Source organism: Pseudomonas sp. 18.1.10 (assembly GCF_024655625.1).
In the GTDB taxonomy this organism is placed as follows: Bacteria; Pseudomonadota; Gammaproteobacteria; order Pseudomonadales; family Pseudomonadaceae; genus Aquipseudomonas.
The window spans coordinates 1-15,609 of the sequence record NZ_JANLGL010000070.1 but is presented as its reverse complement, the minus strand read 5'-3'; the positions used below and the strand labels follow the sequence as shown (position 1 = coordinate 15,609).

5 protein-coding genes are annotated in these 15,609 nt (G+C 61.0%); 2 read left to right on the top strand and 3 right to left on the bottom strand.

What is annotated here, in order from left to right:
* Nucleotides 1-5: 5 nt before the first annotated feature.
* The gene (locus NUV89_RS14155; RefSeq protein ID WP_257781804.1) at nt 6-8,762 is read right to left on the bottom strand and encodes a neuraminidase-like domain-containing protein; all 8,757 of its coding nucleotides are present in this window, start codon (nt 8,760-8,762) and stop codon (nt 6-8) included.
* Nucleotides 8,763-9,197: 435 nt separating this feature from the next.
* On the opposite strand from NUV89_RS14155, the gene NUV89_RS14150 reads away from it, so the two are divergent.
* The gene (locus NUV89_RS14150; protein WP_257781803.1) at nt 9,198-11,366 is read left to right on the top strand and encodes a TonB-dependent siderophore receptor; all 2,169 of its coding nucleotides are present in this window, start codon (nt 9,198-9,200) and stop codon (nt 11,364-11,366) included.
* A 232-nt stretch (nt 11,367-11,598) separates the two neighbouring features.
* Entirely contained in the window at nt 11,599-13,374 is a 1,776-nt protein-coding gene (locus NUV89_RS14145) for a hypothetical protein (RefSeq protein WP_257781802.1), read from the top strand.
* 119 nt (nt 13,375-13,493) lie between these two features.
* Here NUV89_RS14145 and NUV89_RS14140 read toward each other — a convergent pair whose 3' ends face one another.
* Complete coding sequence (locus NUV89_RS14140; protein ID WP_257781801.1) at nt 13,494-13,931, bottom strand: carboxymuconolactone decarboxylase family protein; 438 nt, start codon at nt 13,929-13,931, stop codon at nt 13,494-13,496.
* A 98-nt stretch (nt 13,932-14,029) separates the two neighbouring features.
* Nucleotides 14,030-15,475: a mechanosensitive ion channel domain-containing protein gene (locus tag NUV89_RS14135; RefSeq protein WP_257781800.1), complete on the bottom strand. Its 1,446-nt coding sequence runs from the start codon at nt 15,473-15,475 to the stop codon at nt 14,030-14,032.
* Between the last annotated feature and the right edge of the window lie 134 nt (nt 15,476-15,609).

Here is a 15,609-nt window from a genome sequence, read left to right as displayed (position 1 = left end):
GATGCTTACTTGAAAACGCTGGCGGTGAACTGCACCGACACATACAGGTTGAGCAGGGCCTCGCCATCGATATGACCGCTGGCATCAAGCAAGCCGGCCAATAGTGGGTTGGATTGCATCGTTTGCAGATCGAACAACACACGCCATTCCCCAGCGATCTGCTTGAGGGGGATTTTCGCGTAAGTCACCGCCCCCGCCAGGCCGACCGTTGTCACGGACTGCGCGGGCTGGCTGCCGGCCGTCAAGCTGAGAAAACTGGCACTGGCCGGCATCTGGATACCGCTGGCGACCACCAGGGCCAGGTACGCCGCATCGACCGCCAGGTTCTGGGTGTTGGGTGGAAACAGCTGTGGCGGCAGCTCAAAGGCCAGGGCCTGGGTGGCCGGGTTTGCCGTATCGTCCAGGAAGGCGGCCCAGGCATCCGGGTCACTGGACGCCAGGCTGAGCATCAGCGCCGCGCCGTAGGTGTCGCCAGCCAATTGCGCCTGCACCCGATCGCGCCAGGTTTTGCCGCCGTCGATGGCGGTGTAGCGCACGGTCAATTTCAGGTCTTCGATCAATGAAAAATCGAATTGGTTGGTGTTCTTCGGCAATTCGTAGCGCCAGTTGGATACTGCGCCCGTGCCTTCAAAGCGCTGCAGCTTCTCGGCGTCGGAGAAGTATTCGAGAAACGCGCCTTCATCATCGGTACTGCGGCTCAGGGACACACTCTGGTTCGAGCGCCAATCCACCCACACGTCCCCGCCTGGGTTGCCGGTACCGTCGAGCATGTATTGCAGGCCGACCGGGTTGGGCTTGAGCAGGATCTTGTTGGCGGTCTGGGTCAGGCTGGCGTGGATGCCACTGGGCAACGCGTCGTCAGGATTGACCACCGTCACGGCAACCGTCTTGATGCGCCGGCAGTAATGGCTGGGGAAGTCAAAATCAAACAACGCCTCAGTCAAGGAAAAGTCGGCAACACCGGTAGAACGCAGCTGGATCAGTTGAGCCGGGTTGAGCTGTGACAGGTAGACCTCGCGGATGATTTCCTGGCGCAGGACGTCTTTCTGCGAGAACACGTAGTCCATGCGGTCCAGCACCAGGTTGAGGCTGGCACCGGCCATCAGGCCACGGCGGGCTGGGTCCCACGGATCGGCAGTGAGGTACGCGGTGGTGTCGCCCAGCGCCCATTGCAAGGCGCTCTGCGCCGCATCCACCGATTGCAGGGCCAGTTGATAGGCCTGGTAATACAGGGCCGTGGCACGGCTGACCCGCCAGGCGTAGTAGTCCGGGTTGTCGAACTTGCCGAGCAGGAACGCCTGCTGGGCCTGGGCGTTCTTCAGGTTGGTCTGGTAACCGGTGTAGTCGGCCTGGGCGCTGGCCAGGTCGGCCCTGGCGTCAAGGATCTGCTGATCGATCTGCTTGAGCTCCAGCCCCGCCTGCGTCGACTCTTGCTGCCAGCCGGCCTTGAGGCGCTGGAACTGGCCAATGGTGTCACTCAAGTCCTTGGCGGTATCGGCCACCTGGGCGATCTGGCGCCAGGTCCCCGACGTACGGTGCAAACCGGTTTCGATCTGCTCGCCGCCATAGGTCATGGCGAACGGCGAACCCACCTGCGGGGCCAGCGCCGCAATCGCCGCGCCGGTCTCGAAGCCGATCGCAATAAACCCGGCGACGCGCGAAGCGATGCCCAGGGTGATCGAAACCACCTCGGCCGCAATCATGCCTTCGCTGATCAACCCGTCGTAATACTGCTTGCGCTGCTCGGTGGTTGCCCGCGTGGCGAGCACGGCGTCCAGGGTGTGCCGGGCGGCCTGGGTGCGCAACTCGAAGGACAGCAACTGCGCACTGGTGAGCCGTTGTTCGTGGGTTGATTGCAACAGCAACAACTGCTCGCTGCTCTGCATCGTCAGGGCCTGCTCCAGTTCGCTGCCGAGCAGTTGCAGGTCGCCCACCACGGTCCTGGCATTGATCACCAGCCCGGCATAACGCAGGGTCTGCGCAGTGGGTGGCCGCACGGCCAGCTCGGCAAAACCTGCGCCCGAGCCATTGGCGGCAGCGGCACGCACCATGGCCATGGGGTCGATGGGGGCGGCGAACAACGGCAGCAACAAGGTGTTGCCGTCCAGATCGAGGTTGTTGCGGATCTTGTACAGGCGGTCTTCAACCGTGTCCCAGCGTGCCATCAACTGGTCATTTTGCGGCACGCAGAACAGCGCATCGATTTCATTGAAGGCGCCCCCGCTCAGGGTCAAGCCGTCGTCGCCCTGAGGGCCTCGCACGGCCAGCAGGTTTTCCATGTCCAGCAGAAACTGGGGAATGGCCGTGGGGTCGTTGCCATACCGCGCCAAGATCTCATTGAAGGTCACCGGCAGTTGGTCGCTGCATGGCCCGACGCTTTCCGGGCGTGGCCCCAGCAGGTCGCTGGCCATCACATAGAGCAAGTAAGCGGCATTCAGGTACTCACGGGTCTTGCGCTGGAAGAAGCTGTCCCCCCAGGCCACCAGCAGGTCGATATAGCTGCAAAACGTTGCCCGCTCGAACGCACCGATGCGCAGTTGGGCAATGGCGTACGGGTCGTAAGGGTCGCTGTTATAGACCGCGATCTGCACCGGGCTGGTCAGGGTCTGCACCAACGACTGCTGGGTGTGGTTGCGAAACGGCTGGAAGCGCCAGAACTGGCAGGCCAGCGACGCAGTCTGGTGATTGAATAAAACCGCACGTACCTGCTCGATCATGCGGGTGCGCAGCACTGGGTCCACCACGGTGGGGAACAGGTAGTCCAGGCTGGTGAAGCGGGTATAAGCGGTAGCGACCTGATTTTGCGGCGTGATCACGCCGGCGACTTTCATCTGGTCGAATGCCGCAGTGGCCTGGGTGGCAGAGATATCTGGCGTCTGGAAATCTACGGGTGAGAGCGACGTCAGCCGCTCGGTCGGATTGAAGATGTACTGCAACCAACCCAGGGCTCCCTGGAAATCGCCGGCCTGGAGCAACGTATCGGCAATCAGTTGCGGCGTGTAGAAAAACAGCTCCCAGTAGTACAGGCCGTAGACCCCGTCGAAGTCCACTTGGGTCGCGTCACTCAGCACCGGCGCACGCACTCGTTCGCCTGGCGCATAGCTGCTGAACGGCGTCGTCGCGATCACCGGCGCTTGCTGTTGATGCAGGTTCAACAACGCCGGCACGCCGCCCTGCTGCAAGGCCGCAGCGAGCTTGGGCACGGCGCCGGTGGTCAGCCGGGTGAAGCGGTAATACAGGTCCTGCACGTTGCGCCGCCAGGTGTTGTCGTAATAGCCACGTAAAATCAGCGCGACATCGGCCGTCAGGAGTGCGGCCTTCTGGACAGGCTCGTCGGGAAACAGGTCTTCGAGGTCTTCCAGCGGATCGTAGCGCGACGAAATGTAGCCCTGCGGGCCAATCACCCGGCGCGCTTTCAACGTATCGAATACGTGTTGGGCCTGGACCTGGGATATGCCCAGGCGGAAAAATGACTGGGTAGTAATGATGATGTCGTCATTTTCGGCGTAGTACGACACCAGCGTCATGGTGGGCAAGTCCACCAACACCACGCGCACCTGAGCGGTCTTTATCTGCCGGGTCTGAAACGGCTGGCTGGCAAACAGGTAACTCAGGTCGGCATTGTTCTGGAACGGCTCGGTCAAGCGCCCGCTGCTGTCGATCACCTGGTGGTCTTTCAACTGGTCGAACACCGTCGAAGACTCGGCCGCGCTGATATCGGCACTGATGAACGACGCCCGCGTCACTGACTGCGCGGTCTCCAGGCCCATGGCCCGGGCCTTCTGGTTCAAGGGCGGTGAGCGCGACACATCAGGGGTGACCAGGAAGCTTTCACTGTTGACGTTGCCCACGAAATGGGAGGGCTGGTTCTTGATCACAAAGGTCGAGCACTGGCGGTTGGATAACCGCGCAAATAACACCGCATCCCCCATGGCCAGGAACAGCTCCTGGCGCAGGGCAAACTCCACCGAGGCGTGGTCGGGTGCGCCATCAAGGATCGTCGACAAATCGGTGGCCGAGCTGAAACTGGACCGCACATAGTTGGCGCTATCCAGAATGCCGGCCGCCTTGAGGTCGATCATCGCCTGGTCGGCAGCGCCCTGGCCGAGGGCGGTCATCAGGAATGTCACGGCCTGCACTTCTCGCGATTCGATACTGGCTTGCAGCAGGCAATGCTTGGCCCACAGGCGGATGATCTGCACATCGCGGCGTTCATCGCCAAAGAACAGGAAGCGAAAATCCGCGTTGTTGTTGAAGCCTGGCTGCACCACATATTTGCCGCTGCCGCTGCCGGCTTTCAGGTAGCCCGCGCTCAGCAGGTCGAGGATCAACTGTTGCGCACCCGGCTCTTCCAGCCCGATGAACTGCAACACGGCAGCGCTGACCGGCGTACGCAGCAAGGCGGTGTCGACGCTGTTGTTCCAGTCGCCGTAGTAGTTACTGCGAAACGGGTTGAGCGTGCCGCGCGCGTACAAACGGTTCATCGCGTAGTCGTACAAGGGCTGCACGGTCGGCGGCACGCCAGTGGAGTAGTTGTCAGCCAGGTTGAGGAACTCAGTGCGCTGGAACAGGTAGTCCTTGAGCAATTCGCGGTTGAGCAACAGCGGCTCGCGCAAACCCACCACACCGCGAAAGCCGGAACCGATGGCCTGGTTGACGATACGCCCGCGCTTGTACACCTCCATTTCGAACTGCGCCACTGCCGGGTTCGCCGGGTTGCTGGGCAAGGGCGCCTGGGCGGGTTCAATCACGCTGCCGTTGGAGGTATTCTCCAGGAACGGGCCGTACAATACGGCAATTTTTTCATCGATGCGCACGTCACTTTCGGGCCCGATCGGGGCCGTGCCCGCAAACAGCAACACGTTGCACTTCTGCCAGAACAGGCTGTTCATGTTGAAGATGTCGTAACCCGACTGGGTCGACAACTTGACGTTGTTGGGCGCCGCATAGATCACCTGCTCGGGCGCCAGGGTTTGATCGCCGACCCAGGTCCCGCTGGCGTCCATGAAGCTGTAGCGGATCGCGGCCTTGTACATCACGCTGTTGCTGGACTGGGTATTGCCCCCGGTGGTCTGGATCGCGGTACTGGAGACCACACTGGTTTCCACCCAGAACACGAACAGCCGGCCAAAGGCATACACCGGCGTGACATAGGGCGATTTGATGGTCACGTCGATGGCGGTCCACTCGGACCAGTTGGCCTGGTGCTCCTGCTTGGCCCAGTAGTAGGAATAGGGTTCGGTGGCACTGCGGGCAAACACGAACAACGTGTCGATCTCGCCGCGACGCGGGTCGCTGACCGTGCCGCGAAAGGCGTCGACGAATTGCAGCGACGCATAACGATCCAGCCCCTGCACATAGGTGCGATAGACCGCCTCCACCCGCTGCGGGGTGATGTTGGTTTGCAGCAGGTCGGCCTCCAGTTCACGGAACAACGAGGTGCGCGACGAACGCAGCGTCGGCTCCAGGTAGTTTTCCGGGTAGAGGAACACCCGGCGGTTGGCTTCCCACATACGGTAAGTGGTCAGCCATTCCCACCACACCGGGGGAATCGGCAACTGCGCGATGCCCGGCTCGATATTGGCCCGCACACGGTTCAGGTACATCTGTACCGAGGCCAGTGCCAGTACCACTTCGGAGGTCTGGTTGGTGCCGCCCATCTGCACGTCCAACAGCAAATAGCCCGACAAGTCATCGACCGAAACCAGCTGCGGCTGGCTGACCTGGTAGTACCACAACAGGCTGGGCACCAGCACATCACGGCGGGCTTCCAGCAGCCGCGCGTCGATGGCGGCGCCGACGTCGGCCCACGCACCACGCAGGCGCGCCGCCGCCGCACCGGCAACCGAGTTGCCCAGTTGCTGCCAGGCTTGCCAATGGCGGCTGCCATCCGCACCGCTCAACCCCCACTGCCGGCTGTCCAGCAGGGCCTGATAGGCAGTGGCCCCGAAACCGCCACGGCGCAGCAAGGAAAAGATCGTGGCCAGCCGCTGTAAACCGCGCGTGCTGTCGTACAACAGATCGCTGGTTTCCAACGCGGCCAGCACGCCGCACAGGTCGGCCTGCGACCATCCCGTCAAGACACACAGCGCTGCGGCTTTGGGCCCAGTGCTGCAGGCACTGTCCACCGGCATCGACAGGTAGGCAAGGTAACTGCCATCGCTCAATCCCAGCGCCTGGCGACTTTGCGTATAGGTGCCCATGGCCTGCAGGCTCTCAAGGCTGAACAGCGCCGCCGGGGCCACCCCGAAGACAGCCGGCAGCGCCAACATGGCCTGCAACACCGGCGCGTCCAACACCAGTGCCTGACTGGCCAGCAACATCCGCGCGGTATCGAGCAAGGCCTGGCTGCTGGCCTGCCAGGTCGCGTCACCGTCGGCGCTCGGAGTCAGCAGGCAGGTGATCCAGGCCGTCCGGCCCGGCTGAGCCGACACCAGGGCGCCACATGCGGCGATCAGCCCTTCACTCACCCCCGCCAGTGTGGCCAGCCCGCTGTCGAGCACTTGCGCCTGGCTGCGGTGCAAGCGATTGAGGGTCTGTGCCAGCACGCGGGCCTGTTCCGGGCTCAGGCTCAAGGGCGCCAACGCCGCCTCGCTGACCGCCTGGGGCACCAGGGCACACGGCGTATCCGCCGCGTTGGGCACATGCCGGTGGTACGCCGCCCGGACGTCCACTACCAGCGGCGGCGTCAGGATCATGATGCGCTCGTACAGCGTCAGCGCCTCCTCTTCACTGACCGTGTTGCCCATCAGCGCGGCCGGCGTGAACAGGCTGCCCTGGGCCTGGGTCCAGATCGACAACAGTGCGGCATGGCCCAGGATGCTGGCGGCGTCAGCCAGTAGCGGGGCTTCGGGATCAAGGTAGGCGCTCACCTGGGCCACGCTCAGGTGACTTTGCGCCAGCCAGTTCGGCACCAGCAACCAGCGGGCCAGGGCCTGGGGCGGTATGGGTTGGGTCAGGTTGACCTGGACCCAGGCCGCTGTGGCCTGCAAGTCGTCGATGGGCAGTTCCATGGCGCGCGCCAGTGCGCTCAGGCGGTACAGGCTGGAGAGGTTGGCGACGGTGAGCAACACCTCGGTGTCGTCGGGAAAGGCCAGGCTCGCCAGGGTTTGCAGATCGTCCGCAGTCACCCCCAGGCCGGCACGCAACCGCGCCACATCAAAGCCGGTGTTGGTGGTCAGCCCGGCCTTGATGTCCCACGTGGCGACGTCATCGGTGTACAACGGATTACCGGGGTCTCGCGGATGATAGACGCGACCATCCGCCCCCAGCACCACCGGGTTGTTCCACACCTGATCGAACAATGAAGGCGAGCCCACTGCCCCGCCCGCCCCCGTGGTCGGCATGCTCGCCCACAACGCCGAAGCCTGGGCCCACGACCATTCCAGGCTCTGCACCACGCCCCGGGCCATGGCCAGGCTGGCAAGGCTGGCATCATCCAGCAAAACCAGGCCAAGACTGCCCAGGGCGTAGCCGAGGTCGGTGAACCCCAGGCCACTCCAGCGCGCCAAGCGGATATAGCGATTCAGCGCATCCAGGGTGGCTGGCGTCAGGTTGGTCAGGGTGTCAGGGCCTGTATCACCCAACTGAATCTGCACAGACTGCCCCGCCGGCAGCGAGCGGTTGAACCACAACCCATGGGCCAGGCCGGCCGCCAGTTCCGGGGCGGTCAAGCCCTGGCGAGTCAGTTCGGCCACCGCCGCACGGGGCAACCCTGAATGCCGGGAAAACACCGCGAGCTGCGACAGGCTGGCCAGTGGATCTTTGGCGCGCAATCCCCACGCGGCTTTCAACGCCGCCTCAGTCGTCAGCGGCGTACCGATAAACGCCGCCTGCTCCAGCGACAGCACCAGCACCGCCAGCGCCAGGGCATGGGGGTCTGCGGCGGAAAAATCCGTGGTCGTGCCGTACAACATCGCCAGGCTCAAGTCCAACGCCTGCAAGGTCAAGTCAACCTGCATCCGATGCGGGTTGAACGGTGCTTCAAACGGGTAAGTGGTGGTGGCGAGGTACCAGGCGATGTCAGCCTGTTTCGACTCCACCGCCAATTTAACGGTCAATACCCGATTGGCAATCTCCAGATAGGGCACCAGGTCGTTGGTGGTCGCGCAGCTAAGGGGCAAGGTGAACAGGTCCTGGCGCCGTACCGCCAGTTGGTAGGCCGCAGGAATGCTGGTTTTGTTGACCTGACTGACATAGGCATCGGTGATGCGCATGATGTCGACGTAGTAGGCCGCTGGCCCGAAAATCGACTTGCAGTCTTCACAGGTACAGAAGTTCTGGTTGCCGAACATGGCCGCGTAGCTGGGCAAGGCTTGTAGCTCTGCCAGGGTGTCTTCGGTGAGGGTACTGGCACGCGTCAGTACGGCCGCCGACTGCGGCCGCGCGGCCAGCACATTCGCCCAGACATGGCTGACCTGGTGTTTGATATGGGCGGCACGTGCATGCAGTTGCTCGGCATACCCCGCCTCCAGATGGGGTGACACACGGGCAATGAACAACGCTTGTGGGACTGCTGCGATCTGATGAGCACTGTGAAAACCCAACGCCACCAGTTGCCGTGCCGCGCTCTCGCTGCCGCTCAAGCGCAACAAGCGTTGAAAAGCCCGCACAACCTGTTCGGCCTTGGACGTACGCGCCTTGGCGCCACCGAGTCGGCGGCTGGCCCGGGCACTGTCCTGGGCGATGAAATCAAACGAAGCCAGGTCAAAATCCGGGTGCCTGGCATAGAACGCCTGCAATGCGCTGTCGGTGATCTTCATGATCGTCCTTGTTCCTTGGCACGACCTCGGCGGGCCGTGCGGCGTGGCATAAATCCCTTTGACGCAGTGCGACAGTCCAGAAACAACCCAAAGAACGGCCCTGCCGGCGCACGCGCCAGCGACGTTAAAAACCTCACTTTATTCAAAGAGTTAACTACAAAAGACAAAACTGACGAGGCCACTTCGAAGGTGGGCAGCCAGCCCGCGCCGCCTCGTTTTCACATCTAGGTACGAGACTAGCCGAAGAATTTTCGCTGCACGTTCTATCGATAGATTAAAAGGCTATCAATGCGCGAATGACTAAGAATGCCGCGCAATCACGCACCACAGACAACCACCGGGAACTTGTAAAAAAAACCAATAATGCATAGCGTAGCGCCCCCTCCTCGGCGCCCGGTGCGCTCGACGTCTCGTGCAAGTAGAACGGAAAACCCGATGGCCATTCGTACCCACGCCTCCCTGCTCAACCTGGGCCTGCACAGTGTCGGCCTGTTGCTCAGTGGTGGCTTCGCGGCTGCCCACGCCGCCGACCTCGAACTGAGCCCTGTCACGGTCCAGGGTGAACAACCCGGCAGCTACGGCGCCGATACCGCCTCAGTCGGCGGTTTCAATGAAGCACCGCTGCTGGACACCCCCGCCTCGATCACCGTGCTCAATGCCGCCCGGATCAAGGACCAGCAAGCGCGCCTGCTCAGCGAACTGCTGCGCAACGACGCCTCGGTGGGCGACAGCTATGCGCCCATCGGCTACTACGAAAACTTTGTGGTGCGCGGCTTCTCGCTGAATGCGGCGAGCAGCTACAAGATCAACGGGCGCACCATCACCGGCGAGCAGAACGTCGCCCTGGAAAACAAGCAACAGGTGGAAGTGCTCAAGGGCCTTGCCGGTTTGCAGAGCGGGATTTCCGAGCCCAGCGGCGTAATCAACTACGTGACCAAGCGCCCGGAAGACGTGCGTTCGGTGACGGTGGCCACCGATGACCGTGGCAGCGGCTATATCGCCACCGACGTCGGCGGCTGGTTTGGCAGCGAAAAACAGTTCGGCCTGCGCGCCAACGTCGCCCATGAAGATTTGAACTCCTACGTCGAACACGCCAACGGCCAGCGCGATTTCCTGTCCCTGGCCTTCGACTGGAACATCAGCCCCGACGCCGTGCTGCAACTGGACGCCGAATACCAGGACAAGCAACAACGCTCGGTGCCGGGTTATCAGTTGCTGGGCGGCACCGAGGTGCCCCACGATGCGTCGCCGAAGAAGCTGCTGGGGCATCAGAGTGGGTCCAAGCAGGTGGGAATTGAATCGCTGAACCTCAACGGCAAGTTTGAATACCGTTTCAGCGACCAGTGGAAAGGCAGCGTGAGTGCGGCGCGCAGCAAGGTGGTGATTGACGATTACAGTTCGTTTGCCTGGGGCTGCTATGGCGCTTCCAGTTGCACAGCGAAAGTACCGAACTACTTCAGCCCCGAAGGCGACTACGACGTCTACGACTACCGCAGCCCTGACGACACCCGCCGCGATGACGAAGTGCAGGCGGCCATGACCGGGCTGTTCGACACCGGCGGCCTGGGCCATGAGCTGACCTTCGGCACCAGCGCCTTCCGCCGGGTGATCGACAAGCGCAAGTCGGTCAACGAATACATCGGCACCACCAATATCGATGTTGATGCACCCACCTTCCCGCCCACCGACAAACCCTTGAACGACAGCCACCGTAACCTGGACAGCCGCCAGTACGGCCTGTTCGTCACCGACCGCATTCGGTTCAACGAGCAATGGCAAACCATCCTCGGTGGCCGTGAAGTGCGCCTGGATGAAAAAGCGTTCGACGGTATCACTGGCAACCAGACACGCCACACCCAGCAATACGTGTTCCTGCCCCAGGCGTCGTTGATCTACAAACCGGTGGAAAACATCTCGCTGTACACCAGCTACAGCAAAGGCCTGTCCCTGGGTGGCACCGCGCCGTGGTTCGCCACCAATGCCGACGACACCCTCGCCCCCACCACCTCCCGCCAGATCGAAGCCGGGGTGAAATACGACTGGCGCCGCATCAGCTTTGCCGCCGCCGTGTTCCAGACCCGCCAGGCGTACCAATACGCCAAGCCGGACGACGCGGGTGATTTCACCTACGTGCAACAAGGCGAGCAAAAGAACACCGGCCTGGAACTGTCAGCTAATGGCTGGGCCACCGAACGCTTGCAGATCGCAACCAGTGTCGCGGCGATTCGCGCACGGGTCAGCGGCAGTGGCACCCCGCAATACGAGGGCCACCAGGCGATCAACGTGCCCAAACTGCGCGCCAGTGTGTATGCGGACTATGCGTTGCCGTGGATCAACGGGTTGGCGGTGCTGGGCGGCGTGCAATACAGCGCGAAGAAATCGGCCAATCGCGACGGCACCGTTGAGGTTGGGGATTACGCGGTGGTGAATGTGGGCAGCCGCTATACGACCAAGGTGGACGGTTATGAAACGGTGTTTCGCCTGAGCGTCGACAACCTGTTCGACAAGCGCTACTGGCGCGACGCGGGCGAGTACATGGGCGATGACTATCTGTTCCAGGGCGCGCCGCTGACGGCGCGCCTGAGTGCCTCGGTTAACTTCTAAATATTCGAAATTTCATACGGGCTTGTGGCATTCGTCATCTGAAACAACTCGGCAAACAGTAACAAGCGCTGCCATGCAGCGCACTTGCCAAATAAAAGGCGTTGCAAGCCCGCCACCAAGAAACAAACCAAAACACTTACCCCCTCGCCCCACACTTAACCATCGTTATACTCAAAACCACTCTTGAGAGCACTTCCCAGCTTAACAACTCGACATCAATGCGGGAGTAACGATGATTAGACAACATTGGCCCACCACTCACCCTGCGCAACTCTATCGCCCCGAACATCACCAAAATACATTCAATACAAATACCCCGCCCGGCAAAAAAGACACCTCCATTAAAAATGAGATATTCGACAACACAAAACAACCCAGCCATCTGGATCGAATAGATACGTCACTTGCCAAGGCCTCGGCAGCCGGAATTGATATATCGAAAACAAACCTTCCTGCCGGAATCGTCACACACCCCGACCTGGTGCATTCATTTACATTCAACGCCGACACCAACACATGGAGCATTGGCGGCAAGAATGTCAGTTATCTATCACCGTTCAAGGTGGGCGCTGCAATTCCAAGCGATCAACCGCCCTTGACATTTTTTTCATTAACACATGAGAACTGGGTACCCCATGTCAGCCTGCCGGCGAACGCCGCCCATGACGACGTTATCATCTTCAGCTCATCGGCCAACAAGCGCGTGACAATCACAAGTAAGGATCTACACCCGGTAACGTCGCAAGTTGTGGGTAAAAACGAAAAACTGGTTTTCCGCTATTCTGCTCCGGAGCGTCGCTGGAAAGCCGAAAACGTCGAAAACGTCGAAAACAAAACCAAACCGCCAGTGCCGCCTGAGAAGTCCGTGGTCCAGCCGCCCCGCATAACCGACCGCAAGGATGTACAGCGAGTAGTAACCAACGGTCCCAAGACAGTCGTCGCACTGACTGATACAAACACGCCAGCGCACCTTCAGTTGCCCAAACAGGCGAATAATCGTGATCGTATTACTGTAACGTCAAGTGCCAGGACGCCAGTATCTATCGACGCCGAAAACATCAATAACCCGGGGGCAATGAAGCTGGCATCAGGACAGTCCTACGATTTCATGTATTTCGACAAGAATAAAAAATGGGAACTACTCAGCGGCCCGCGCACGTATTATTCAGCCGCCCGACTGAATAACGGCAACGTGCCCGACCTGACCACACCTAAAACATTTATCGACATAAACTCAAAGGACTGGCAAAGCACAATCAATCTTCCAAGCGGTGCAATAAATGGCAGCAGAATAATCATCCAGTCCAAGTCGGAACTTGCCGGCACCATCAACTACGGCACGGCCAAGGAAACGCTCAAGCCTGGCGAGACGATTTCCTTTAAAGTCAACGAGCAGGGTCAGTGGACCCGGGACACCGTAACAATCGACCTGTTACTACTTTACAGTGACAAGGCGCGCAAACGATTGGGCGGTGAAGGTATGCACACTCGGCTGACTGAAGGGCTAAAACTGACCAATGAAGCACTTGAAAACTCGGGCGCCAACTTCAGATTCCGCAGTACGGCGATGAAAGAGATACCGGCCAAGTCACATTGGCAATACCTGAAAGACCCCATCAATGATCTGCGATCTGACCAGACGGTTAAATCCATGCGAGATAACTTAAAGGCTGACGGAATATATTACGAAGGCACGGAAATCGGCGGTGGCTTGGGCTACGTCGGGCCCGTTAACGATTTCACCCTGTCGGTAGGCTCCATCGACGCACCTACGACCGTGATGCGGCATGAACTGGGGCATAACATGGGTGTACAGCATGGCGGGGAAAGCCGCTCGTACAATCAAGGCTACTCGAAATTCCGGACCGTTATGGGCGGCAACGACATCCCCTTTTACTCGACCCCCCACCGATACACGCCTGACGGTCAACCGCTGGGCATAGACAACGAAATTGATGCCGTCCGCACGATGAACCAGCTCTCCGCCCGGGTCGCGGGTTTGCGCTGAATACCTGCCCCTTGCCATCACCTCGATCTGCATCGGCGCCACTGCGTTGGCGGACGCATGCGGGGTCGCAACTTACCTAACCGGTAAAACCAGGACCCCGCAGCCTTCCGGCAAAACGCTTATTTCGGCATCTTGCGGAAACCCACCGCCAGGCGGTTCCAGCTGTTGATGGTGGCGATGGCCACGCTCAGGTCGATCTGTTCCTTGGCGCTGAAGTGCTCGGCCAGGGCGTTGAAATCTTCATCCGGGGCGTGGGTGTGGCTTATCAGAGTCAGGCTTTCGGCCCAGGCCAGTGCCGCACGTTCACGCGGGGTGAAGAACGGCGTTTCGCGCCAGGCCGACACGGTGTACAGGCGGCGTTCGGTTTCACCGCCCTTGCGGGCATCGGCGGTGTGCATGTCGAGGCAGAACGCGCAGCCGTTGATCTGCGACACACGCAGGCGCACCAACTCCAGCAGCGGCAGCTCGATGGACAGTTTGCCGACGGCATTTTCCAGGGCCATCATGGCTTTCATCGCGTCTGGGGAGGCGGTGTAGAAATCAGTACGGGTTTGCATGGTGGAACTCCAGAACGGTGGGGATTGGTGGCTAGATTAGTCACCGCACCGCTCGGGAGGAATATCCAATTCTGGCTAAGAACAGGTGACCAATCGCGCTACAGGCCGCGCTTGCGCAACCACTGCAAAAAGCCCTTCTTCACCGGAACCACCGGTGCCTCCTGAGTCAACACTTGCGCCGCATGCAGGCGGAAATCCAGCAGCGACTTCATCGCCTCGCCAATATCATGCCGCGCGTCCAGGCACGGCTTGAGGTATTCCTTTTCAATGCGGTACAGGGTGCAAAAGGTCTTCGCCGAAAAGTCCGCCAGCGCCGCCTTGTCAGAGAGGATGCCCGCCTCGCCAATCACCTCGCCAGGCCCCATGCGCCCGGCTTCGAACGTGTGGCCATCTTTGATTAGCATCACCGAGACCACGCCTGTCTCGACGATAAACAAATGATCGCTGACCTCCCCCGCCGGCAAGATCATCTCGCCGCTGCGGTAGGTGTGCAGGGTCATGTTCTGGCTGAAGGTCTCTTTCTCATCCTGGCGCAAGGTGGAGAAAATCGGCGAGCGCTCCAGCAGGGCGCGGGCGGCGGACATCGCCGAGGGCGTGCTGCCTTCGGTGGCCGACAACAGGCTCACACCCGCCGCTTGCAGGTGGCGGAAGGCCAGATCGTAAAGCTGGTTGCGCACTTCACGCTTGAGGGCCATGGCCGGGACAAAGCCGCTGATCTCGTATTCCACGCCGCCACTGGCGCTGCTCTTGAACGCCACGCTGGGCGCCGGTGTGACCAGCAGCGGCCGGCAACCCTGCATCGCCCGCTCCAGTGCCTCGATGACGATCTGCGGGCGCGCATAGGGGCTGACTTGCAGGCTGACCGCCAGGCCGAACATATCCGCCGGGCGCGAGAAATTGATGATCTTGGCCTTGGCCGCCAGCGAGTTGGGGATCACCGCCATGCTGCCCTGGGAGGTTTGCAGGCGCGTGGCGCGCCAGTCGATATCGGTGACCCGGCCTTCGGTGCCGTCGATGGAGATCCAGTCATCCAGCTGGTACGGCTTGGTGGTGTTGAGCACGATCCCCGAGAACACATCGCTCAAGGTGCTTTGCAACGCCAGGCCGACAATGATCGCCACCGCGCCCGACGTCGCCAGCACGCCCTTGACCGGCAGGTCGAGCACGTAGGCCAGGGCGGCGATGATCGCAATCAGGAAAATCACCGCGCCAAGCAAATCCTGCAACAACCGCCCGGTGTGGCCGACGCGCTGCATCATCACCGCACCGAGCAACACCGTCAGCGTACGCGCCGCGAACAGCCACCAGCCGATCTGCAAGGCCGTGGCGGCCAGGTGCAAGGCAGTGTTGTCGGCATACGGCGCGACTTGCATGGGGTTCATGCCATCGTTGAACAGCACGGCGCTGAACACTGCGAAGATCAACAGGCGCGCGGCGAGCTTCCAGTTGGCGAGGTTGACGGAGATCAGGCGCCAGACGGCGATGTCGATGAAAATCAGCGCCAGGGCGCAGAACATCGGGTGATCGGAGATAAATGACGGCATCCAGGCGACTCCAGGGCGAATGGCGTGAAGATCGCATGAAATGGCAACGCAGGAAAACGAAATGTGGGAGCTGGCTTGTGTGGGAGCGGGCTTGCTCGCGAATGCGGTGGGCCAGTCAAAGATGCTCTGACTGA